We start from the raw sequence: 21,394 nt of genomic DNA, 5'->3' as shown, positions 1-21,394 counted from the left end.
TTGTGCACGGAAAGAAGCGGCTCGTTCTCGCTCACTGGGTCTCCAGGACTGGCTTGATCTCGTTCTCCCACAGCGCCCGCCGTTCCGTCCTGGGCATGTGACAGCGCACCAGGTGGCCGCGCTCGGTCGGGGCCAGGTCGGGGACCTCGGTGGACGCGCGCCCCTCGGTGCGCTCGGCGTACGGGCAGCGGGGGTGGAAGGCGCAGCCCGGCGGCACGTTGATGAGGGACGGCGGGGAGCCCTTGATCGGCAGCAGCCGTTCGGTCGGCTCGCGGTCGAGCCGGGGCATCGAGCCGAGCAGCCCCCAGGTGTAGGGGTGCTCGGGCTGGTAGAAGATGTCGTCGGCCTTGCCGTACTCGACGCATTTGCCCGCGTACATGACGAGGATGTCGTCGGACAGCTCGGCCACCACGCCGAGGTCGTGCGTGATGATGATGAGCGCGGAGTTGAACTCGCGCTGCAGGTCGCGCATCAGATCGAGGATCTGCGCCTGCACGGTCACGTCGAGCGCGGTGGTCGGCTCGTCGGCGATGAGCAGCTCGGGGTCGCAGGAGAGCGCCATGGCGATCATCGCGCGCTGGCGCATGCCGCCGGAGAACTCGTGCGGGTAGCTGTCGACGCGTCTGGCCGGCTCCGGGATGCCGACGCGGCCGAGCAGGTCGATGGCGTGCTTGCGGGCGACCTGCTTGCTGACGTCGTGGTGGATCCGGTAGGCCTCGATGATCTGGTGGCCGACGCTGTAGTACGGGTGCATCGACGACAGCGGATCCTGGAAGATCATCGCCATCTTCTTGCCCCGCAGGCGGCGTACCTGCTCGGCGGACATGGCGACGAGTTCCTCGTCGTCGAGCCAGATCTCGCCGGAGATCCGCGCCCGGCCGCCCTTGTGCAGGCCGAGGATGCTGAGGCTGGTCACGCTCTTGCCGGAGCCTGACTCGCCGACGATGCCGAGGGTACGGCCGCGTTCGAGGGAGAAGCTGAGGCCGTCGACCGACCTGACGAGGCCGTCGTCGGTGGGGAAATGGACCTTCAGGTCCTTGACGTCAAGAAAGCTCACGACAACCTCACCCTCGGGTCGACCCAGGCGTAGAGCAGGTCGACGACCAGGCTCGCGACGACCACGAAGCAGGCCGCGAACAGGACGACTCCCATGACCTGCGGCAGGTCCTGGTTTCTGATGGCCAGGATGGCGAACTGACCGAGGCCGGGCAGAGTATAGGTGGTCTCGGTGAGGACGGCGCCGCCGATCAGCAGGCCGAAGTCGATGCCGAAGAGGGTCAGGATCGGGGTGAGCGCGGCTCTCAGGCCGTGTTTGACCACCACGTCCCGCTCGCGCAGGCCCTTGGCCCTGGCTGTGCGGATGTAGTCCTCACCCATGGTCTCCAGCATGCCCGCCCGGGTGAGCCGCGCGTAGGTGGCGGCGAACAGGAACGCGAGCGTGATCCACGGCAGCAGCAGATTGTAGGCCCACTGCGCCGGATTCTCGGTGAAGTCCGTCCACGAGCCGCCCGGCGGTGTCCAGCCGAGGCCGTAGGAGAAGACGACCAGCGTGACCATGCCGGTGAAGAAGATGGGCAGCGACACGCCTGCCAGGGCGGTGCCCATGGACAGGCGGTCGAACAGGGTCCCGCGCCGCAGCGCTGAGATGACGCCGACGGAGACGCCGGCGACCACCCAGAGGAACGCGGCGCCGATGGCTAGGGAGAACGTCACCGGCATCCGGTCGAGCAGGTCCGGCCAGACGGGCTGGCCGGAGATGAAGGAGTAGCCGAAGCAGGGCGCCGGGCACTGTTCCACGCCCGCGCCGTAGTCGTACTCGGTGCCGACGAAGATGCCCTTGACGAACCGGCCGTACTGCACGATCACGGGATCGTTGAAGCCCAGCCGCTCGGCGACCAGGGCCACCGTCTGTTCCGTGGCCGCGCGGCCGACGTAGCGCGAGGCCAGCGACTCCGGGGTCGACCCGGCCCACTGCGGCACCACGAAGAAGATGCCGAAGGTGACCATGCTGATGATGATCAACATGGCGATCGCGCCGATGAATCGTCTGATGATGTATGTGACCACCGCTGGCGGCCGGATGGCCTGCCCGTCGCCGGGCAGGCCATCCCTGCCTTCACCTGCCTTCGCTAGATCCCCGTGCCTCGCCTGCTACTCGACGCCGAGCAGGATGTAGTCGTACATGCTCTGGCCCTCGTTGTAGGCGATGTTCGTCACGCCCTCGCCGCGCAGGAGCAGAGCCTTGGCCCAGACCACCGGCAGGATGGAGGCGTCCTCCATGACCGCCTTGTCGACGTCGACCCACAGCTTGCCGCGGGCCGTCGCGTCGAGCTCGGCCGAGGCCTGGTCGATCAGGCCGTCGACCTTGTCGCTCTTGACGCTCAGGTTGTAGTTGCCGGCGTCGCGGATGGTACGGCTGTCGACGATGGCCTGCATGAAGCCGTAGCCGTCGGGCCAGTCGGAACCCCAGCCGTGACCGGCCAGGCCGATCTTGTTCTTCTTCTGGTACTCGACGTTGCCGGCGTAGTCGGAGAAGTAGCTGGAGGCCGGGAAGCCCTTCAGCGTGAGCTTGATGTTGACCTTGGCCAGAGCCTGCTGCATCGCCTCGGCCAGCGCCTTCTCACGCGGGCGCTCGGCGCGGTAGGTCATGGTGGTCTCGAAGCCGTCCGGGTGGCCGCAGGCGGTCAGGGCCTGCTTGGCCTTCTCCAGGTCGCCCTTGTTCTCGGGAGTCTGGTAGAGGTCGAACTTCTCCTGGCCGACGACGGGCGGCGGCATGACGTTGGTCGCGATGTCGCCACCGGCGACGGGGCCTCCGTAGGCGGTCTGGTTGGCGACGCGGTCGGCGGCCCACATGACGGCCTTGCGGCACTCGACGTTGTCCAGCGGCGGAGCCTCCGGGATCACGGAGACGTACCAGAGCCGGGGGATGACCGGGTTGTCCGTGCGCGCCTTCAGCGCCGGGTCCGGGAGGACCTTGCCGAGGGCGGCGGGCTGGAGACCGGTGCCGGGGATGTCCAGGTGGATGTCACCGGCGATGAGCTGGTTGTCGAGGTCGTCGGCGTTGACGTTGAGCTGGACCTCGATGCGGTCGGGCAGCGCGGGCCGGTTCGGGTCGGTCGCCGGGTCCCACTGGTCGTTGCGGACCAGGGCGAAGCGCTTGCCGGTCTCGTTGGTCTCGAACTTGTACGGACCGGAGGAGACGACCTTCTCCCGGTACTTCGCGCCGGTGTCCTTGTCCTTCGGAACCGGGGCCGTCATCGGCATCTGGACGACGTAGTCCATCGACGCGAACGGCTTCTTCAGCTTGAAGACGATGGTCTGGTCGTCGGGGGTCTCAATGGCGGAGCTGTAGTCCGCGTCCGGGGTCTTGTAGACGCCCTTGTAGTCCTCCGGCCAGTCGAGCAGCTCGTTGAGGTACGACGGGCCGTGCGGGAAGGTCTCCTTGTCGAAGGAGCGCGCGACCGCGTAGGCGACGTCCTTGGACGTGATCGGGGTACCGTCCTCGAACTTGACGCCCTGCTTGATCTTGTACGTCCAGCTCTTGCCGTCGTCGCTCGGCTCGCCGAGTCCCTCGGCGAGGTCGGGGATGACGGTGTTGCCCTCGGGGCCGGGGCCCGGCTTGTACATCGTCAGCGTCCGCCAGTAGAGCCGGCCGAAGTTGAACGAGTAGCCGTAGTAGGTGTCGGCCGGGTCGAGGCTGTCCCAGTCGCCGGAGTGCGCGGCCTTGAGGGTACCGCCCTTCTTGGTCGAAGGGTTGTAGACCTGGGTCAGGGCGGCGTCGGCCACGGGTTGCGCGGCGGCGCCGGAGGCCGACTGGGCCGGCTGCTGCTGCGTACCGCCCCCTCCGCCGCCGCAGGCGGAGAGCACCAGGGCGAGGGCCGCTGTCGCGGCCGCTGCCAGTGCGGATTTCCTTCTCATTGATACCCCTTGTTAGTGGAGATGGGGATGGAGCATGGGCGAAGGTCAGTGCGCTCGCGGGTCGAAGGCGTCCCTCAACCCGTCGCCGAACAGGTTGAACGCGAGAACGGTGATGAAGATCGCCAGACCCGGGAAGATCACGAAGTGCGGCAGCGTGTAGAAGCGCACCGCTTCGGAGAGCATGCCGCCCCACGTGGGGGTGGGCGGGTTGACGCCGACGCCGAGGAAGGACAGCGCGGCCTCGAACAGGATGTTGGCCGGGATGAGCAGGGTCGCGTAGACCAGGATCGGCGCCATCAGGTTGGGCAGGATCTCCCGGAACAGGATGTAGCCGTTGCGTGCGCCCAGGCTCCTGGCGGCGTCGACGAACTCGCGCTCGCGCAGCGAGAGCGTCTGGCCGCGGACGATGCGCCCGATGCTGGGCCAGCTGAAGAAGCCGATGATGAAGATCAGCATGGCGATCCGCAGCCCGTTGCCCTCCAGCCCGAACCCCTCGCTCGGCATGACGCCGACCAGCGCGATCGCGAAGACGAGCAGCGGGAAGGCCAGGAACACGTCCATGATGCGGCCGATGATCTGGTCGACCCAGCCGCCGAAGTAGCCGGCGATGACGCCCATGACGGTGCCGATCAGCACCGACACGATCGTGGCCAGGAAGCCGATCAGCAGCGAGATGCCGGCCCCGGCGACGATCCGGCTGAAGATGTCGCGGCCGTTGACCGGCTCGACGCCGAGCAGGTGCTCGGCGCCCATGCCGCCGTAGGCGCCCAGGGGCAGCAGGGTGTTCGGGTCGATCGCGTCCTGGTTGAACTCCAGGGGGTCCTGACCGAACAGGTTGATGATGGGCGTGGCGAAGATCGCCATGAGGATCAGCAGGAGCACGGTGATGCCGCCGGCGAGCGCGATCTTGTCGCGCCGCAGCCGCATCCAGGCGATCCGGGTGAGGGACCGGCCCTGGACGGCTCTGTCCGCTCCGGAAAGCGTGGGCTCCGGCGGCACCTGCGCCGAAGCACCGGAAACGTCGAGCGGTGCGGTCATGCCGGATAGCCCCCTGAATTCTCAGACGACGTTGTCTGGAGTTTCGTCTTTCAGACCGCTTCGTCGCGACCTTCAGGAGGCAGAATGTATGGCCTGAGCTGCGCTGACTAGCCCCTCAGACCGCTATGTGGCTCAACTGTGATTGACGCGAAACGCATTCGTATCGATCTTGGTGGGATTGTCCACGGCCAGTCCTGGTTGCGTCTCAGATCCGTGACATACGCGGATCTAGCTGATGCCACGTCGCCGGAGAAGATCCTCGATGTCCGAGAAATCGTCATCGCCCTTCGAGGCCTTCTTGTTCTCGACGGCGGGCTTGGCGGCCGCCTGTGGCCGGCCTGCGGCGGGCGCCTGGGCGGGGGTCTTCGCAGAGGTCTTCGCCGGGGCCTCTGCGGCGGCGGGCGCCCCGGCCTCGGCCTTGCGGAGCTTACGGCCGCGCAGCACGCCGGAGACGACGAACAGCACCACCGAGAGTCCGGCCACGGCCACGCCCGACCACACCACCGGGTTGAACACCAGGTTGGCCACGAACCCCACGGCGGTGGAGCCGATGGTCCAGATCGCGCGCAGGGCGTCGGTCAGGTAGGCGGCCAGCGGCAGCAGCGCCCAGGCGAGCATCCGCAGCCCCGAGGCCGCTCCCCTGCGCCGGAACGCCAGGAAGCTCAGCACCAGCCCCGCGGCGGTCAGGCCGATGCAGAGCGGGAACCATGCGATCTGTTCGAAACCCATTCGGGACACCCCTCGGTATGCGCGTTTCTCTCCATCCTGGCACGCGATCCGGCGTCTGCCCCTCCTCCGGGAGAACCACCGATCCCTTAGGGGGACCCGGCTCCCGGCCTACGGGATCTCCGGGTTCGTCCCCGAGGGCTCACCCGTGCGCCTTCTCGCGCCCGTACGGGAGCGTGAGGGCGTCAGGCGGCCAGGAGGGCGCGCAGGTCGGAGGGGCCGACCTCCGCGAGAGAGGAGACCACCAAGCGGCCCGGCGCCGGCTCCACCGGCAGCAGGCTGGGCACCGCGACCACCGCGCAGCCCGCGGCCGTCGCCGCGGCCACCCCGTTGGGCGAGTCCTCCAGCACCACGCAGCGCACCGGCTCCACGCCCAGCAGCTGGGCCGCCGTCAGATAGGGCTCCGGGTCGGGTTTGGTGCGGAGGACGTCGTCGGCGGTGACGACGGCGTCGAACCGGTCGCGCCCCACTTCCTTCAGCACCGCGTCCGCGATCTCCTTGAGCGAGGCGGTCACCAGCGCCACCGGCACCCCTTCGTCACGCAGCGCGTCGAGCAGCTCGGAGGCGCCCGGCATGACCCGCACGCCGCCCGCCAGGCGGGCCACCATGCCGGTCGCCATCCACTCCCGGACCGTCCACGCGGGCACCGTCGACTCCGACACGGCCAGCATGTAGTCGACGGTGCGCTCCATGGAGCCGCCGACGAGGTGGGCCTGGTGCCCGGGGGTCCACTGGGCGCCGAGCTGCTCCATCACCTCGGTCTCGACCTCCAGCCACACCGTCTCGGTGTCGACCAGGAGGCCGTCCATGTCGAAGAAAACCGCTTCCACCCGTGCTCCCTGGGACCGACGGACCGTCAGACGTTGAAGTATTTGGCCTCGGGATGGTGCGCGACGAGGGCGGAGGTGGCCTGCTCCGGGTGGAGCTGGAACTCCTCCGACAGCGTGACCCCGATGCGCTCCGGGTCGAGCAGCTGGAACAGCTGCACCTGGTCCTCGAGGTTGGGGCAGGCGGGGTAGCCGAACGAGTAGCGGCAGCCCTGGATGTTGACCTTGAGCATGTCGTCGAGCGACTCGTCGCCGCCGATGCCCCACTCCGACCGGGTGCGGGCGTGCCAGTATTCGGCCAGCGCCTCGGTGAGCTGCACCGACAGGCCGTGGAGCTCCAGGTAGTCGCGGTAGGCGTCCTTGGCGAACAGCTCGGCCGTGGCCTGGGAGATCTTGCTGCCCATGGTGACGACCTGCAGGCCGACCACGTCGGTCTCCCCCGAGTCCTTGCCCCGGAAGAAGTCGGACAGGCACAGGTGGCGGTCGCGGCGCTGGCGCGGGAACGTGAAGCGGGTGCGCTCGCCGCCCGACTCGTCGAGGATGATCAGCGAGTCGCCGTCGCTGACGCACGGGAAGTAGCCGTAGACGACGGCCGCCTCCAGCAGGCCCTCGGTCTGCAGCCGCTCCAGCCACATGCGCAGCCTCGGCCGGCCCTCGGCCTCGACCAGCTCCTCGTAGCCGGGGCCGTCGCCGCCCCTGGTCGGCTTGAGCCCCCACTGGCCGAGGAACAGCGCCCGCTCGTCGAGGAAGGCCGCGTAGTCGGCCAGCGGGATGCCCTTGACGATGCGGTCGCCGTGGAACGGCGGCTTCGGCACCGGGTTGTCGGCGGCCACGTCGGAGCGGGACGGCAGCTCCTCGACGGGGGTGCGGTCGAGCTTGGCGCCGGTCTTGACCCGCCGCTGGCGCAGCGGCGGCAGCTGGGCGCCCGCCACGCCGCGCTTGACCGCCATGATGGCGTCCATCAGGCGCAGGCCCTCGAAGGCGTCGCGGGCGTAGCGGACCTCGCCCGCGAACAGCTCGGCGAGGTCCTGCTCGACGTAGGCGCGGGTGAGCGCGGCGCCGCCGAGCAGCACGGGGTACTTCTCGGCCAGGCCCCTGGAGTTGAGCTCCTCCAGGTTCTCCTTCATGACCACGGTCGACTTGACCAGCAGGCCGGACATGCCGATGACGTCGGCCTTCTGCTCGTCGGCGGCCTCCAGGATGGCCGAGACGGGCTGCTTGATGCCGAGGTTGACGACCTCGTAGCCGTTGTTGGACAGGATGATGTCGACGAGGTTCTTGCCGATGTCGTGCACGTCGCCCTTGACGGTGGCCAGCACGATGCGGCCCTTCGTCTCGCCCTCGACCCGCTCCATGTGCGGCTCCAGCTGTGCGACGGCGGCCTTCATCACCTCGGCCGACTGCAGCACGAACGGCAGCTGCATCTGGCCGGAGCCGAACAGCTCGCCGACCGTCTTCATGCCGTCGAGCAGCACGTCGTTGATGATCTCCAGGGCGGGCCGCTGGGTCAGCGCGTCGTCGAGGTCGGTCTCCAGACCCTTGCGCTCGCCGTCGATGATGCGCCGCTTGAGCCGCTCCCACAGCGGCAGCGCGGCCAGCTCCTCGGCCTTGCCTGCGCGCAGGGCCGCCGCGTCGACGCCCTCGAACAGGTCCATGAACCGCTGCAGCGGGTCGTAGCCCTCGCGCCGCCGGTCGTAGACCATGTCGAGGGCGACCTGGCGCTGCTCGTCGGGGATGCGCGCCATCGGCACGATCTTGGACGCGTGGACGATGGCGGAGTCGAGGCCGGCGTTGACGCACTCGTTGAGGAAGACCGAGTTGAGCACCATGCGGGCGGCCGGGTTGAGGCCGAAGCTGATGTTGGAGACGCCGAGCGTGGTCTGCACGCCGGGGTAGCGGCGCTTGAGCTCACGGATGGCCTCGATGGTCTCCAGGCCGTCGCGCCTGGTCTCCTCCTGGCCGGTGGCGATGGGGAAGGTGAGGCAGTCGACGATGATGTCGTCGACCCGCATGCCCCAGTTGCCCGTCAGGTCGTCGACGAGGCGGCTGGCCACCCGCACCTTGTGGTCGGCGGTGCGGGCCTGGCCCTCCTCGTCGATGGTGAGCGCCACCACGGCGGCGCCGTGCTCGCGCACCAGCCGCATGATCCGCTGGAAGCGGGAGTCGGGGCCGGTGCCGTCCTCGTAGTTGACGGAGTTGACCGCGGCGCGGCCGCCGAGCATCTCCAGCCCGGCGCGCAGCACCTCCGGCTCGGTCGAGTCGAGCATGATCGGCAGGGTGGAGGCGGTGGCCAGCCGGAACGCCAGCTCCTTCATGTCGGCCACGCCGTCGCGGCCCACGTAGTCGACGCACAGGTCGAGCATGTGGGCGCCGCCGCGCGCCTGGTCGCGGGCCGTCTCCACGCAGTCGTCCCAGCGGCCTTCCAGCATGGCCTCGCGGAAGGCCCTGGAGCCGTTGGTGTTGCACCGCTCGCCGATGGCCAGGAAGGAGGTGTCCTGGCGGAACGGGATCGTCTGGTAGAGGGAGGAGACGCCGGGCTCGGGGTGCGGGCGGCGGCGGACGACCTCCCGGCCGTGCACCCGCTCGACCACCTGGCGCAGGTGCTCCGGGGTGGTGCCGCAGCAGCCGCCGACGATGGACAGGCCGTAGTCGCGGACGAAGGTCTCGTGGGCGGTCGTCAGCTCCTCGGCACTCAGCGGGTAGTAGGCGCCGTCGGAGGTGAGCACGGGCAGGCCGGCGTTGGGCATGCACGACAGCCGCAGCCGCGAGTGGCGGGCGAGGTAGCGCAGGTGCTCGCTCATCTCGGCGGGGCCGGTGGCGCAGTTGAGGCCGATCACGTCGACGCCGAGCGGCTCGATCGCGGTGAGGGCGGCGCCGATCTCGGAGCCGAGCAGCATGGCGCCGTTGGTCTCGATCGTCACCTGGGCGATGATCGGCACGTCGCGCCCGGCCGCGTCGATCGCCCGCTTCGCGCCGAGCACGGCGGCCTTGACCTGCAGCAGGTCCTGGGAGGTCTCGACGATGAGCGCGTCGGCGCCGCCGGCGATCAGGCCGGCCGCGTTGTCGCGGTAGGCGTCGCGCAGGACGGCGAACGGCAGGTGGCCGAGCGTGGGCAGCTTCGTGCCCGGCCCCATCGAGCCGAGCACGAAACGCGGCCGGTCGGGCGTGGACCAGTGGTCGGCGCGCTCCCTGGCGATCCTGGCGCCGGCCTCGGAGTATTCGTAGACGCGGTCGCCGATGTCGTACTCGCCGAGCGCGGCGAGGTTGGCGCCGAAGGTGTTGGTCTCCACGCAGTCGACGCCGACGGCGAAGTAGGCGTCGTGGACGCCCGCGACGATGTCGGGGCGGGTGACGTTGAGCACCTCGTTGCAGCCCTCGTGGCCCTGGAAGTCATCGAGGGTCGGGTCGTGGGCCTGGAGCATCGTTCCCATGGCGCCGTCGGCGACGACGACTCGCTGGGACAGCACTTCTCGAAATGACCGGGCGATGCTCATGCGCTCCAGCTTATCGGCTGCGCCACACCGGGATCCCCCGCCCGCCGGGCCCCGCCTCGCACGTCCAGCGCCTGGTGCGACGCCCTCCCCTCCGGAAGGGGACACACCAGGACAAGGCGGCGAAGAACCGTCCTCCGGCAGGGCCCGCGGGCTCAGCTCGCAGCGTACGCCGCTCCGCCCCGTCCCTCGCCTGACCTGGCGTTCCATCACAGCCTGTACGGCGGGAGCCACTGATCGCGCTTACCACGTGACAGGAGTACCTCCTCACCGCATAGGCTTAGCGCGATGGTGCAGACAGGAGGCGACACGTGATCGAGCTCGAAGGGCTCCCCGAGCTCGTCGACCCGGTGCTCATTGCCGCGTTCGAAGGGTGGAACGACGCGGGCGAGGCCTCGAGCGGTGTGATCGCCCATCTCGAGTCCGCCTGGAAGGCCGAGCCGCTGGCCGAGCTGGACCCTGACGACTACTACGACTTCCAGGTCACCCGCCCCGTCGTGGAGATGGGCGACGGGCTGACCCGGTCGATCATCTGGCCGACGACGAGGCTGCTGCGGGCCCGGCCGCCGGGCAGCGAGCGCGACGTGGTGCTGCTGCGCGGCATCGAGCCCAACATGCGCTGGCGGTCGTTCTGCGCCGACATCATCGACGTCTGCCGGGAGCTGGGCGTCGACATGGCCGTCATGCTGGGCGCGCTGCTCAACGACTCGCCGCACACCCGTCCGGTGCCGGTCCTCGGCTCGGCCACCGACGACGGCCTGGCGCGCTCGATCAACCTGGAGCTGAGCCGCTACGAGGGCCCGACGGGCATCGTCGGCGTCCTGCAGCACGCGTTCGGCCGCGCCGGCCTGAGCGCCGTCACGCTGTGGGCGTCGGTGCCTCACTACGTGGCCCAGCCGCCCAACCCGAAGGCCACGCTGGCGCTGCTGCGCCGGTTGGAGGACGTGCTGGAGATCCCGATGCCGCTGGGCGACCTCGACGAGGAGGCCCGGGCGTGGGAGCACGGCGTCGACGAGCTGGCCTCGCAGGACAGCGAGGTGGCCGAATACGTCAAGGAGCTGGAGGAGCGCAAGGACGCGGCGGAGCTGCCCGAGGCGAGCGGCGACGCGATCGCGGCCGAGTTCGAGCGCTACCTGAGGCGCCGCGACCGCGACACCGACGGCTGACGTCCGGCGTTCGCTTCCCCGCCGATCGCCGATCGGCCGCGGCCGAGGCCATGGGCGCCTTGGACGCCGGCGGACATTTGCGGCCAAAAACCTAAACGCCGGACTTTTTCCGTACGCCGGTTCATAATCGGGTTTCCGCTGACCGTCCACGTGAGGCCGATCATGGCGATTCCGTCCGGAAGCCCGCACCTGACCAGCCAGGACACCAGGCGTCTGGTCCTGCAGATGGCCGCGCCCCTGCGTGAGGACGGGCCCGGCGGTCAGGTGACCCACTTCCTGGCCCTGCTCCAGGACCGTCTCCCCCTCTGGCTGGGCGTCCTGCGCGACCTGGAGCACCGCGCGGGCCGGGGTCAGGTGCGCGACAACCTCGTCGTGGTGGCGCGGGCCGGCATCGGCTACTACGCGGACGTGCAGTCGGCCGCGCTGCCGGTGTTCTCCTCCCCCGCGGTCACCGTGCGCTTCCGGCACGCGCTCAAGGCGAACGGGCTGGGACCGCCCGCCGAGGTGACCCCGCTCGCCTCGTACCTGCGGGAGGAACGGCTGCTCGGGCGGGTGGCCGCGGAGGTCGACCCGGAGGCCAGCGCCCGGCTCCTGCTCGCCGGCTGCCTCCGCCACGCCTTCGTCGAGCTCTTCGTCGGCGCCGACGCCGGACCGTCACGCGAAACCGCCGCCGAGGAGATCGTCCGCGAACTACGGCTGGAACCCCGGTGAGACTGGAAAACGGGCTGAGCGGACCCCCGGGGCCGTCCTCCGGACGCGGCCAGAGCCACAGGCCGCCGCGCGGAGGCTGCCCGGCGGTGCGGGGAGACCGCCCGGCGGTGCACGAAGGCCGCACGGGGATGCGGGGAGGCCGCCCGGGGATGCGGGGAGGCCGCACGGCGGTGGGGTGTCAGCCGGCTGCCGAGGTGGCCGTGTGGTGGCGCAGGGCCTGGTCGTGGCGGTGCCAGACCAGGGCGGCCACGTCGGGGTCGGCGCCCAGCGGCGGGGTGACGAGGTCGGCGCCCGCGGCCGCCAGGCGGGCGTGGAAGAAGCCGGGCGCCAGCAGGTAGGAGGCGAGCGCCACCCGGGCCGCCGGGCCGGAGCGGAGCCGTTCCATCGTCTCCGCCAGCCCCGGCGAGCCGGAGGAGACGAAGGCGGCGGTGACCGGGCGGGACAGGCGGACGGCGAGCTGGTGGGCGGCGGCGCGCACGCCGGCCAGCGCGGACGGGTCGGAGGACCCGGCCGCGCCCAGCACGACCGCGTCCGTGGCGCGCAGCCCGGCCCTGTTGAGCCGGCGGGCGAGCGTGGCGGTCAGCAGCCGGTGCGGGCCGAGCGGCGGGGCGACGAGGGCGCCTGGCCGGTGCTCGGCGAGCACCGCGGGCAGGTCGACGTGCACGTGGTAACCGCCGGCGAGCAGCAGCGGGACCACGACCACCGGCCCGGGGACGGCCGGCAGCACGTCACGCAGCAGCGGCGCGCTGATCTCCAGGTACGCGAGCTCGACGCGGCGGCGGGGCCGGGCCGCGCGGACGGCTCCGGCCAGCGCGGACAGGGTGCGCTCCCCCTCCTCGCTGCGGGTGCCGTGAGCGGCCAGGACGAGCGTCGGGGTCACCGCGCGCCCTCGTACCGGCAGGCGAGCCGGTAGCCGCGCTTGACCACGGTCTCGACGATCCCGGCCGGCCCGAGCGCGCGGCGCAGGCGGGTGACGGCCATCTCGACCGCGTGCTCGGCCGAGTCCCTGACGGCGCTGCCGGGCAGGACGGTGCGCAGGTCGGCGCGGGAGACGACGTGGCCGGGCTTGTCGGCCAGGCGCTTGAGCACGGCCATCGGCGCGGGCGGCAGCGGCCGCAGCTCGCCGTCGACGACCACGGCGTGGCCGCGGATCTCCAGGCGGTGCCCGCCTGCTTCGAGCCGGGTGACGGACTGGGCGGGCAGGTGGCGGGCCAGGACGCGGGCGAGCGCGCCGAGCCGGGCCCGGTCGGGCTGCAGGGTGGGCACGCCGCGGTCGGCGAGCGGGCCCGCGGTGACCGGGCCGACGCAGGCCGCCACGACCGGGCCGGCGAACGCGGCCAGCAGGGCGTCCTCGGCCCCCTCCGCGCGGGCGGCGTTGAGCATGGCGTGCACGGCGGGCGCGCTGGTGAAGGCGACGGCGTCGACGGAGCCCGAGACCGTCTGGGTGATCAGGCGCCGCAGCGGCGACGGGTCGCGGTACGGCAGCCACCGGTAGACGGGGATCACGATCACCTCGGCGCCGGCCTCGCGCAGGTCGGCGACGAAGTCGGTGAGCGGCTCGCCGTGCTGCTGGACGGCGATGCGGCGGCCGCGCAGGTCCTGGGCGAGCAGGTAGTCCTTGACCTCGGCGCAGGATTCGGTGGCGGGGGTCCAGTGGTCGTTGAGCCCGGCGGCGCGGACCGCGCCTCTGGCCTTGGGCCCGCGGGTGAGCAGGCGTGCCCCGGCGAGGTGGTCGCCCAGGTCGGAGGAGAGGCCCCAGCCCTCCGCCGCGGCCATCCAGCCGCGGAAGCCGACGCCGGTGGTGACGACCACGTCGTCGACGGGCCTCTCCAGGCTCCGCCGGGTGGCGGCGAGCAGGTCGGCGTCCTCGGCGAGCGGGACGAGCCTGATGGCGGGGGCGCTCAGCACGCGGGCGCCGCGCCGTTCGAGCAGCGCCCCGAACTCCTCGCGCCGGCGGGTGGCCGTGACGCCGACGGTGAAGCCCGCCAGCGCGTCGGGCGCCGTCTCGGGCGAAAGGACGGCGTCCCCGATGGATGACCCGCTCATGCGAGAACCTCGTCGTGGATCGGGACACCCGGCCGGGCCCCGAGCACCCGGCCGGGCATCACACGTACGTGAACCGGAAGTGAGATCACGCCTTCATCGTGGATTCGGAGGGTTTCCGCGCTGGGTCTCTTCTGTTACCGCTGTGCTACAAGCGACAGCCCGCGCGGTTGGCGGCGGACCCGGGAGGGAAACCCGTCGGTGTGCGACGCGGCTATTCGGGGAGGCGCGGGTGACGGTGCGGCCGATCCTGGCTTTCGACGATCCGGCGCTCCGCTCGGTCGCGGAGCCGGTCAAGGACTACGACAAGGAGCTGCGCGGGCTGGTCAAGTCCATGACGGCGACGTTGCGGGCGGGCGTCGGCCGGGCCGGGCTGGCCGCTCCTCAGGTGGGGGTGCCGCTGCGGGTGCTCGTCTACGCCTACGAGGGCGCGTCAGGCCATCTCGTCAATCCGCGGCTGGAGCTGTCGGAGCGGCGGATCACGGCGGACGAGGCCTGTCTGTCGGCCCCGGGCGTGTGGTGGCCGCTGCGGCGCGCTTTCATGGTCGTCGCGCGTGGCCGCGACATGTTCGGCAAGCCCGTCACGGTGCGGGCGCTGGGCGTGCTGGCGAGGGTTCTGCAGCACGAGTCCGATCATCTGGACGGGGTGCTGTTCAGCGACCACCTGTCAGCGGACGAGCGCGAACGCTTTCTGGCCGCGGCGCTGCCCTCGGGATGAGCGCGCGGCGCTGTTCCGGATCCAGGCCGCCCCAGACGCCGTGCGTCTGGCCGCTGCTGATCGCGTAGTCGAGGCACGGCTCCCGTACGGGGCACGTGTGGCAGATCGTCTTGGCGCGTTCCACCTGCGACTGGCCCGGACCCTGGAGCGAGATCGGGAAGAACAGCTCAGGGTCCAGGTCAGAGCAGGCGGCCCTGCGTGACCAGTCGAGCATCATCATGCTCATCGCGCCTACCCAGCGCCTTCCGGGTCATACCTCTTCGAGCAGGCGGTCCCAGTCGAGCAGGAACCTGTCGAGCCCGTAGCGCGCCAGCGCGGCCGTCCGCGCGGCCTTGCCGGCCTGGGCGGCCCGCTCCGGGTCCGCCGCGAACTCCCTGAGCGCCTGGGCCAGCACGTCCACCCGGGTGGAGACGACGCCCGCCTCGGGCGGCACCGCCTCGACGGCCTCGGTGGCGGCCAGCGCGACCACGGGCATGCCCAGGGTCATCGCCTCGATGAGGGCGAGCCCGAGCGAGGTCCACCGGTAGGGGTGCAGGTAGACCCGCCGTCTGGCGAGCTCGGCGTGCATGCGGGCCTGCGGCAGGTCCTCGTACGTCCCGTACGGGAGACCTTCGACCTTCATGCCGAACAGGTCGAGCGGCACCTCGGCGGCGAAGCGCGGCAGCAGGTCGGTGCCGGCCACCCGGGTGCGCCGGACGGGCTCGTTGACCACGACGCCCGCCCGGGGCAGTTCGCCGGTGTAGAGGTGGCCTGGGTCCACGACGCCGTGCTCGACGACCCGGGTGGGAGCCCGGCCGTTGTCCCAGAACAGCTCGTTGAAGTGGGTGACGTGCACGAGCGTGATGTCGGAGCGGTCCGCCAGCGGGTGACGGGTGCGTGGCACGTCGCCGACCGGCGTGTTGTGCTCGACGTAGACGCCGGGCAGGTCGCGGCCGAGCCACTCGCGGGCCAGGTCGAGCTCGTGCGGGCGCTGGTAGACGACCACGTCGACCGGCTCGTCGCGGAGCCGGTCCCACGGCACTTCCCTGGCGCTACTAGGCCACGGATAGGTGTCGGCCCGTCCCCTGCCGTCGGGGCCGCGGCCGGGGACGAGCGGCAGGACGTACTCGTGGCGGCCGTGCACGAACGAGGTGGTCCACGAGCCGTGGACGTGCCAGAGGAGGATCCTCACCAGCGGCTCCAGCCGAGCGCCCGCGACCAGGCGGAGCCGCCGGCGGCGACGGGGGCCGGCGCGGCGTCCGCCTCGCGCAGCAGCCGTTCGGCCACGTCGGTGAGGTCGTCGGCGACCTCGGGAGCGTGCTCGATCTCCTCGCGCCGCGTCTCCACGGTCGGCACCAGGATGCCGCGCGCCCCGGCGGCCCTGGCCGCCTCCATGTCGCGGCCGATGTCGCCGACCATGACACACTCGCGCGGGCTCACGTCCAGCACCGCGGCGGCCCTGATGAGCAGGCCGGGCGCGGGTTTGCGGCAGGTGCAGCCGTCGCCGTCGTCGTGCACGCAGATCGCCCACGCGTCGAACGGCCCGAGCAGTTCCTCGACCCGGGCGTTCACCTGTTCCATCTCGTCCGCGGTGATCAGGCCCTTGGCCACGCCCGACTGGTTGGTCACCACCGCCACCGGCAGGTCGGCGCGGCGCAGCCTGCTCAGCGCCTCCAGCGCGCCCGGCATGGGCCGGACCCGGGCCGGGTCGCCGTTGTACGGGACATCCCTGATCAGGGTTCCATCCCTGTCGAAGAGCACCGCCCCGGGACGTCGTTGTTCGAACACCATCCACCTCCGTCGCGTGGCCCACAGCTACCCGGCGCCATATCGGGCAAACAACTACTCAGGGTGACCAGACGCCAGAGTTCGGGGGTGTTTGCCCATTTCAGCGAGGGGGGTGTGTTTGAGGAGCGCTCCTCTCGGTAGCCGTTCTCCTAATCTTCGCAGGAAGGGAACCGATGAGATTTCTCGGCATCAACGCGATCTTCCATGACCCCGCGGCGGCCCTGGTCGTGGACGGGAGGGTGGTCGCCGCCGCGGAGGAGGAGCGGTTCAGCCGGCGCAAGCACGGCAAGCGCCCGCTCCCGTTCTCCGCGTGGGAGCTGCCGGAGCAGGCGGCCGCCTGGTGCCTGCGGGAGGCGGGCATCGGCCCCGAGGACGTCGACGCGGTGGCCTACTCCTACGATCCCGCCCTGGTCGAGCAGCGCCCGGACGGCGACTGGGAGGAACTGCGCACCCGTTACGCGGTACGCGCCCCGCTGTTCCTGTCCACGGCGCTGCCAGGGCTGGACGCGGCGCGGGTGCGGTTCGTGCCGCACCACATCGCGCACGCCGCCTCGGCGGGGCTGGCCTCGCCCTGGCGCGACTGCGCGGTGCTGGTGTGCGACGGCCGCGGCGAGAACGTCTCCCACCTGGCCGGCCGCTACACCGGCGGCGAGCTGGAGGTGCTGGCCGCCCAGCCGCTGCCGCACTCGCTCGGGCTGATGTACGAGGACGTGACCGAGCACCTGGGATTCCTGCGCTCCTGCGACGAGTACAAGGTGATGGCGCTCGCCTCGTACGGGCGGCCGCGGTTCCTGGAGGAGCTGCGCGAGCTCGTCTACGCGACGGGTGACGGCGGCTTCCACGTGACGCCGATCGAGTGGGGCGGGTACGCCAAGGCGCTGCGCAAGGGCGAGCAGTGGACGGACGACCACGCCGACCTGGCGGCCAGCGTGCAGGCCCGGCTCGAAGAGGTGCTGCTCGACCTGGCCCGCTGGCTGCACGAGCGGACCGGCGAGCGGCGGCTGGCCCTGGCCGGCGGGGTCGCGCTGAACTGCGTGGCCAACACCCGCCTGCTGGCCGAGGGTCCGTTCGACGAGGTGTGGGTGCAGCCGGCCGCCGGCGACTCCGGCACCGCGCTGGGCGGGGCGCTGCACCTGGCCCAGGTGCACGGGGAGCCGGCCGCCCCGATGAGCACCGCGGCGCTCGGCCGCGGCTTCACCGACGAGGAGCTCGGGGCGTGGCTGGACGTGGCCCGCGTCCCGTACACGCGCCCCGCCGACCTGGCGGCGGCGGTGGCGGACGAGCTGGCCGCCGACCGGCTCGTCGCCTGGTTCCAGGGGCGGTCGGAGTACGGGCCGCGGGCGCTCGGGCACCGCTCGCTGCTGGCCCACCCGGGGCACGCGGCCAACACCGAGCGGCTCAACGACGTCAAGGGGCGCGAGCAGTTCCGGCCGATCGCGCCCATGGTGCTGGAGGACCGGGCCCCCGCCGTCTTCGGCCGGGGGCCGGTGCCGTCGCCGTACATGCTGTTCGTGCACGACGTGCTCCCCGGCTGGCGTGAGCGCGTCCCCGCCGTGGTGCACGTGGACGGGACCGCCCGGGTCCAGACCGTCTCCCCCGCCGCCGAGCCGCTGATGGCGCGGGTGCTGGCCGAGTTCGAGGCGCGGACCGGGCTGCCCGTCGTGGTCAACACGAGCCTCAACACCGCCGGGCGGCCCATGGTGGACGACCCGCGTGACGCGCTGGAGTGCTTCGGGTCCTCGCCGGTGGAGGTGCTGGCCCTGGGGCCCTACCTGATACGGCGGGGGGAGGTGTTCGCGTCGTGATCACGGTGGTGATCCCCACGATCGGGCGGCCGAGCCTGCGCGCCACGCTGGCCGCGCTGGCGGACGTCCCGGTCGTGGTGGCCGACGACCGGCCGGGCGCCGCCGAGCCGCTGGAGGTGCCCGGTGGCGTACGGGTCGTGCGCTCGGGCGGGCGCGGGCCCGCGGCGGCGCGCAACGCCGGCTGGCGGGCGGCGGACACGCCGTGGGTGGCGTTCCTGGACGACGACGTGGTGCCGTCGCCCGGCTGGGCGCGCGCGGTCTGGAAGGACCTGGTGGACCTGCCGGAGGACGTGGGGGGCAGCCAGGGGCGGATCACGGTGCCGCTGCCGTCCGGGCGACGGCCCACCGACGGCGAGCGGCACACCGCCGGGCTGGTGGACGCCGACTGGCCGACGGCCGACATGGCCTACCGGCGCTCGGCGCTGGAGCGGGTGGGCGGCTTCGACGAGCGGTTCCCGCGCGCCTACAGGGAGGACGCCGACCTGGCCCTGCGCGTGCGGCGGGCCGGTTACCGGCTGGTCAAGGGTGCGCGGGTGACGGTGCACCCGGTGCGCGACGACGGTTTCTGGGCCAGCGTCAGGTTCCAGCGCGGCAACGCCGACGACGCCCTGATGCGCCGCCTGCACGGGCCGGCCTGGCGCGCGGCGATCGGCGTCCGCGGGCGCCTGCGCCGCCACGCCCTCACGACGGCCTTCGCCGCCGCCGCTCTCGCCCTGGGCACCGCCTACAGCCTGACCGCTCACCAGGCCGCCTTCTCCCGTTGGAGGCTCGTCCGAGGGCCGGTCGAGGCCGGGGCCTGGCTGGCGGGGGCGGGGTGGGTGCTCATGACCGGGGAGTTCGTGTGGGCCCGGGTGCGGCCGGGGCCGCGGAGCCCCGGCGAGGTGGCGCGGATGGCCGTCACCGGCGTGCTGATCCCACCGGTGGCCTGCTGGCACCGGCTCAGGGGGGAATGGGAGGTGCGGCGATGAGCGCTCCGCGGGTGCTCGTGGCGCGGCTCGACGACGCCGGGGACGTGCTGCTGGCCGGCCCCGCCGTGCGGGCCGTGCGCGGGCGGGCGGGCGAGGTCGTCTTCCTGGCCGGCCCCCATGGCAGCGCGGCCGCCGGGCTGCTGCCCGGGGTGGACCGGGTGGTGGAGTGGCGGGCGCCGTGGATCATGAGCGAGCCGCCGCCCGTGACGCGGTCCGAGGTGGACGCGCTCGTCCGGGAGGTACGGGGCTGCGAAGAGGCGCTGATCCTGACCTCGTTCCACCAGTCGGCGCTGCCGCTGGCCCTGCTGCTGAGGCTGGCAGGGGTAGGGCGGATCGCCGCCATCAGCGACGACTACCCGGGCTCGCTGCTCGACGTGCGCCACCGGGTCGACGAGAGCGTCGACGTGCCGGAGGCGGAGCGGATGCTGGCGCTGGCCCGGGCCGCCGGGTTCGAGCTGCCGCCCGGCGACGACGGCAGACTCGCAGTTCGACAGCCACTTCCGGATATCAGCCGAGAAACAGGGCAATTGCTCAATGTCGGCGGCGTTGCCGACAAAGGCGCGTATGTCGTGGTGCACCCGGGGACCTCCGCTCCCGCCCGGACCTGGCCCGCAGAGAGGCATCGCCAGACCGTACGAGAGCTGGTCCACGACGGGCACCAGGTCGTGGTCACCGGCAAGGAACGCGATCTCACCGCCTTCGTCGCCGGCGAGGACGCCGTGGACCTCGGCGGGCGGACTTCGTTCGCCGAACTCGCGGCCGTCCTCCAGCGTGCCGGGGTGCTCGTGGCGGGCAACACCGGCCCGGCACACCTGGCGGCGGCGGTCGGCACGCCGGTGGTCAGCCTGTTCGCCCCTGTCGTCCCCGCCGAGCGGTGGGCCCCGTACGGCGTGCCCACGGTGCTGCTCGGTGACCAGCACGCGCCCTGCCGGGCGAGCAGGGCGCGCGTCTGCCCGGTCCCCGGGCACCCGTGCCTGTCGCAGGTGACGAGTGAGCAGGTGGTCAAGGCAGTGAGGGAGCTGACGCAGTGAAGATCGATCTCATCTCGGAGCACGCCGACCCGCTCGCCGCGATCGGCGGCGTGGACTCCGGCGGTCAGAACGTGTACGTGGCCGCGCTGGCCACCGCGCTGGCCGCGCGCGGCCACTCGATCGTCGTGCACACCCGTCGCTCCCACGCCGCCCAGCCCTCGTCGGTGCGGCTCTCCCCCCGCATCACCGTCGAGTACGTGCCGGCGGGCCCGGCGGCCCCGGTGCCGAAGGACGAGCTTCCCCCGTACATGCCGGAGTTCACCGACCGGCTGGCCGACCGCTGGGCGCTGCGCGCCCCCGACGTGGCGCACGCGCACTTCTGGATGAGCGGGCAGGCGGCGCTGCAGGCGGCGGACGGGTTCCCGGTGGTGCAGACGTTCCACGCGCTCGGCACGGTGAAGCGGCGCTGGCAGGGCGGCGCCGACACCAGCCCCGCGCACCGCGTGGCCACCGAGCGGGCCATCGGCCGGCGCGCCGACGCGGTGCTGGCGACCTGCGGCGACGAGGTCACGGAGCTCGTCGCGATGGGCGTGCCCGAGCGGCGGATCACGGTCGTGCCGTGCGGCGTCGACCTGGAGACGTTCTGCCCGGACGGGCCGGTGGCGCCGCGCACGGAGGGGCCGATGGTGCTCAGCATCGGCCGGCTGGTGCCGCGCAAGGGCGTCGACACGGTGATCGCGGCGCTGCGCCGGCTGCCCGGCGCCGAGCTGGTCATCGCGGGCGGGCGGACCGACGACGAGGAGGCGGTGCGGCTGCGCGAGCTGGCCGAGGGCTACGGGCTGGCGGACCGGGTGCACGTGATCGGCAGCGTGCCGCGCGAGCACGTCCCGGCGCTCATGCGCGCGGCCGACGTGCTGGTCACCGTGCCGTGGTACGAGCCGTTCGGCCTGGTGCCCGTGGAGGCGATGGCGTGCGGCGTGCCGGTCGTGGCGTCGGCGGTCGGCGGCCACCTGGACACCGTGGCCGGATGCGGGCTGCTGGTGCCGCCGCGAAGGCCGAGGGCGCTCGCCAGGGCGCTGAAGGAGGTGCTCGGCAGACCGGACATGCGCCGGGAGATCGGCGGGGCCGGCGCACGCCGGGCCCGGGAACGGTACGGCTGGCCGCGCATCGCCGAGCAGACCGAGGCCGTGTACACGCAGGTGATCGACGGACAGCCGAGCCGTCTCGCCGCGCTGGGGGGGTAAT

At 72.1% G+C, this 21,394-nt stretch carries 19 protein-coding genes; 7 read left to right on the top strand and 12 right to left on the bottom strand.

The features are described 5' to 3' along the window. Positions 1 to 31: 31 nt before the first annotated feature. The 7 genes from FR742_RS14210 to metH all read right to left on the bottom strand — a co-directional run bounded on the left by FR742_RS14210 (position 32) and on the right by metH (position 10,003). On the bottom strand, positions 32 to 1,057 hold the full coding sequence (locus FR742_RS14210; protein ID WP_148031409.1) for an ABC transporter ATP-binding protein: 1,026 nt from the start codon (positions 1,055 to 1,057) through the stop codon (positions 32 to 34). Continuing rightward, positions 1,054 to 2,067 (bottom strand): ABC transporter permease, encoded by a 1,014-nt coding sequence (locus FR742_RS14205; protein WP_148031408.1) that lies wholly within the window; start codon positions 2,065 to 2,067, stop codon positions 1,054 to 1,056. Before FR742_RS14205 ends, FR742_RS14210 begins: the two co-directional genes overlap by 4 nt. Before the next feature lie 84 nt (positions 2,068 to 2,151). Then, the gene (locus FR742_RS14200) at positions 2,152 to 3,918 is read right to left on the bottom strand and encodes an ABC transporter substrate-binding protein (RefSeq protein ID WP_187281138.1); all 1,767 of its coding nucleotides are present in this window, start codon (positions 3,916 to 3,918) and stop codon (positions 2,152 to 2,154) included. Between the two features lie 45 nt (positions 3,919 to 3,963). Then, positions 3,964 to 4,956: an ABC transporter permease gene (locus FR742_RS14195; RefSeq protein WP_148031407.1), complete on the bottom strand. Its 993-nt coding sequence runs from the start codon at positions 4,954 to 4,956 to the stop codon at positions 3,964 to 3,966. A 228-nt stretch (positions 4,957 to 5,184) separates the two neighbouring features. Then, the gene (locus tag FR742_RS14190; protein ID WP_148031406.1) at positions 5,185 to 5,685 is read right to left on the bottom strand and encodes a cellulose synthase; all 501 of its coding nucleotides are present in this window, start codon (positions 5,683 to 5,685) and stop codon (positions 5,185 to 5,187) included. Between the two features lie 182 nt (positions 5,686 to 5,867). Continuing rightward, positions 5,868 to 6,512: an HAD family phosphatase gene (locus FR742_RS14185; RefSeq protein ID WP_148031405.1), complete on the bottom strand. Its 645-nt coding sequence runs from the start codon at positions 6,510 to 6,512 to the stop codon at positions 5,868 to 5,870. A 26-nt stretch (positions 6,513 to 6,538) separates the two neighbouring features. Continuing rightward, positions 6,539 to 10,003, bottom strand: coding sequence for a methionine synthase (gene metH / locus FR742_RS14180; RefSeq protein WP_148031404.1), 3,465 nt, complete (start codon positions 10,001 to 10,003; stop codon positions 6,539 to 6,541). 308 nt (positions 10,004 to 10,311) lie between these two features. Between metH and FR742_RS14175 the strand changes: the two genes are divergently transcribed. Both FR742_RS14175 and FR742_RS14170 read left to right on the top strand, forming a co-directional pair. After that, positions 10,312 to 11,166, top strand: a complete 855-nt coding sequence (locus tag FR742_RS14175) for a PAC2 family protein (protein WP_148031403.1) — start codon at positions 10,312 to 10,314, stop codon at positions 11,164 to 11,166. A 162-nt stretch (positions 11,167 to 11,328) separates the two neighbouring features. Then, entirely contained in the window at positions 11,329 to 11,877 is a 549-nt protein-coding gene (locus tag FR742_RS14170) for a TetR/AcrR family transcriptional regulator (protein ID WP_148031402.1), read from the top strand. Positions 11,878 to 12,055: 178 nt separating this feature from the next. Here FR742_RS14170 and FR742_RS14165 read toward each other — a convergent pair whose 3' ends face one another. After that, on the bottom strand, positions 12,056 to 12,757 hold the full coding sequence (locus tag FR742_RS14165; protein WP_148031401.1) for a sirohydrochlorin chelatase: 702 nt from the start codon (positions 12,755 to 12,757) through the stop codon (positions 12,056 to 12,058). Beyond that, a complete protein-coding gene (locus FR742_RS14160; protein ID WP_148031400.1) occupies positions 12,754 to 13,923 on the bottom strand; it encodes a uroporphyrinogen-III synthase in 1,170 nt (389 codons plus the stop codon). Before FR742_RS14160 ends, FR742_RS14165 begins: the two co-directional genes overlap by 4 nt. Before the next feature lie 229 nt (positions 13,924 to 14,152). Here FR742_RS14160 and FR742_RS14155 point away from each other — a divergent pair, with 229 nt between their 5' ends. Further along, on the top strand, positions 14,153 to 14,638 hold the full coding sequence (locus FR742_RS14155) for a peptide deformylase (protein WP_148031399.1): 486 nt from the start codon (positions 14,153 to 14,155) through the stop codon (positions 14,636 to 14,638). Here the strand turns inward: FR742_RS14155 and FR742_RS14150 are convergent. Genes FR742_RS14150 through FR742_RS14140 form a run of 3 tightly spaced genes read right to left on the bottom strand, consistent with a single transcriptional unit; the run spans position 14,574 to position 16,408 of the window. Next, a complete protein-coding gene (locus FR742_RS14150) occupies positions 14,574 to 14,852 on the bottom strand; it encodes a WhiB family transcriptional regulator (RefSeq protein ID WP_378524897.1) in 279 nt (92 codons plus the stop codon). The genes FR742_RS14155 and FR742_RS14150 overlap by 65 nt on opposite strands. A gap of 36 nt (positions 14,853 to 14,888) precedes the next feature. After that, positions 14,889 to 15,809, bottom strand: a complete 921-nt coding sequence (locus tag FR742_RS14145; RefSeq protein WP_148031398.1) for a glycosyltransferase — start codon at positions 15,807 to 15,809, stop codon at positions 14,889 to 14,891. Then, on the bottom strand, positions 15,806 to 16,408 hold the full coding sequence (locus FR742_RS14140; RefSeq protein WP_246640123.1) for an HAD-IIIA family hydrolase: 603 nt from the start codon (positions 16,406 to 16,408) through the stop codon (positions 15,806 to 15,808). The genes FR742_RS14145 and FR742_RS14140 overlap by 4 nt, the downstream gene beginning before the upstream one ends. 170 nt (positions 16,409 to 16,578) lie before the next feature. Here FR742_RS14140 and FR742_RS14135 point away from each other — a divergent pair, with 170 nt between their 5' ends. Genes FR742_RS14135 through FR742_RS14120 form a run of 4 tightly spaced genes read left to right on the top strand, consistent with a single transcriptional unit; the run spans position 16,579 to position 21,393 of the window. Further along, positions 16,579 to 18,210 (top strand): carbamoyltransferase C-terminal domain-containing protein, encoded by a 1,632-nt coding sequence (locus tag FR742_RS14135; RefSeq protein ID WP_148031397.1) that lies wholly within the window; start codon positions 16,579 to 16,581, stop codon positions 18,208 to 18,210. Beyond that, positions 18,207 to 19,178 carry a glycosyltransferase family 2 protein gene (locus tag FR742_RS14130; RefSeq protein WP_148031396.1) on the top strand — a complete coding sequence of 324 codons (972 nt, stop codon included), beginning with the start codon at positions 18,207 to 18,209 and terminating at the stop codon, positions 19,176 to 19,178. Before FR742_RS14135 ends, FR742_RS14130 begins: the two co-directional genes overlap by 4 nt. Next, positions 19,175 to 20,209, top strand: a complete 1,035-nt coding sequence (locus tag FR742_RS14125; RefSeq protein ID WP_148031395.1) for a glycosyltransferase family 9 protein — start codon at positions 19,175 to 19,177, stop codon at positions 20,207 to 20,209. The genes FR742_RS14130 and FR742_RS14125 overlap by 4 nt, the downstream gene beginning before the upstream one ends. Next, positions 20,206 to 21,393 carry a glycosyltransferase gene (locus tag FR742_RS14120; RefSeq protein WP_148031394.1) on the top strand — a complete coding sequence of 396 codons (1,188 nt, stop codon included), beginning with the start codon at positions 20,206 to 20,208 and terminating at the stop codon, positions 21,391 to 21,393. The genes FR742_RS14125 and FR742_RS14120 overlap by 4 nt, the downstream gene beginning before the upstream one ends. Position 21,394 lies beyond the last annotated feature (1 nt).

This window comes from Nonomuraea sp. C10, from assembly GCF_008017515.1.
GTDB lineage: Bacteria > Actinomycetota > Actinomycetes > Streptosporangiales > Streptosporangiaceae > Nonomuraea > Nonomuraea ferruginea.
This window is presented reverse-complemented; position numbering and strand designations above follow the sequence as displayed.

Bases quoted from the DNA above. Each gene is read 5' to 3' on its own strand.
- FR742_RS14140 (WP_246640123.1), bottom strand. From the start codon at position 16,408: ATGGTGTTCGAACAACGACGTCCCGGGGCGGTGCTCTTCGACAGGGAT.
- FR742_RS14160 (WP_148031400.1), bottom strand. From the start codon at position 13,923: ATGAGCGGGTCATCCATCGGGGACGCCGTCCTTTCGCCCGAGACGGCG.
- FR742_RS14150 (WP_378524897.1), bottom strand. From the start codon at position 14,852: ATGCTCGACTGGTCACGCAGGGCCGCCTGCTCTGACCTGGACCCTGAG.
- FR742_RS14135 (WP_148031397.1), top strand. From the start codon at position 16,579: ATGAGATTTCTCGGCATCAACGCGATCTTCCATGACCCCGCGGCGGCC.
- FR742_RS14200 (WP_187281138.1), bottom strand. From the start codon at position 3,918: ATGAGAAGGAAATCCGCACTGGCAGCGGCCGCGACAGCGGCCCTCGCC.
- metH (WP_148031404.1), bottom strand. From the start codon at position 10,003: ATGAGCATCGCCCGGTCATTTCGAGAAGTGCTGTCCCAGCGAGTCGTC.
- FR742_RS14170 (WP_148031402.1), top strand. From the start codon at position 11,329: ATGGCGATTCCGTCCGGAAGCCCGCACCTGACCAGCCAGGACACCAGG.
- FR742_RS14190 (WP_148031406.1), bottom strand. From the start codon at position 5,685: ATGGGTTTCGAACAGATCGCATGGTTCCCGCTCTGCATCGGCCTGACC.
- FR742_RS14195 (WP_148031407.1), bottom strand. From the start codon at position 4,956: ATGACCGCACCGCTCGACGTTTCCGGTGCTTCGGCGCAGGTGCCGCCG.
- FR742_RS14125 (WP_148031395.1), top strand. From the start codon at position 19,175: ATGAGCGCTCCGCGGGTGCTCGTGGCGCGGCTCGACGACGCCGGGGAC.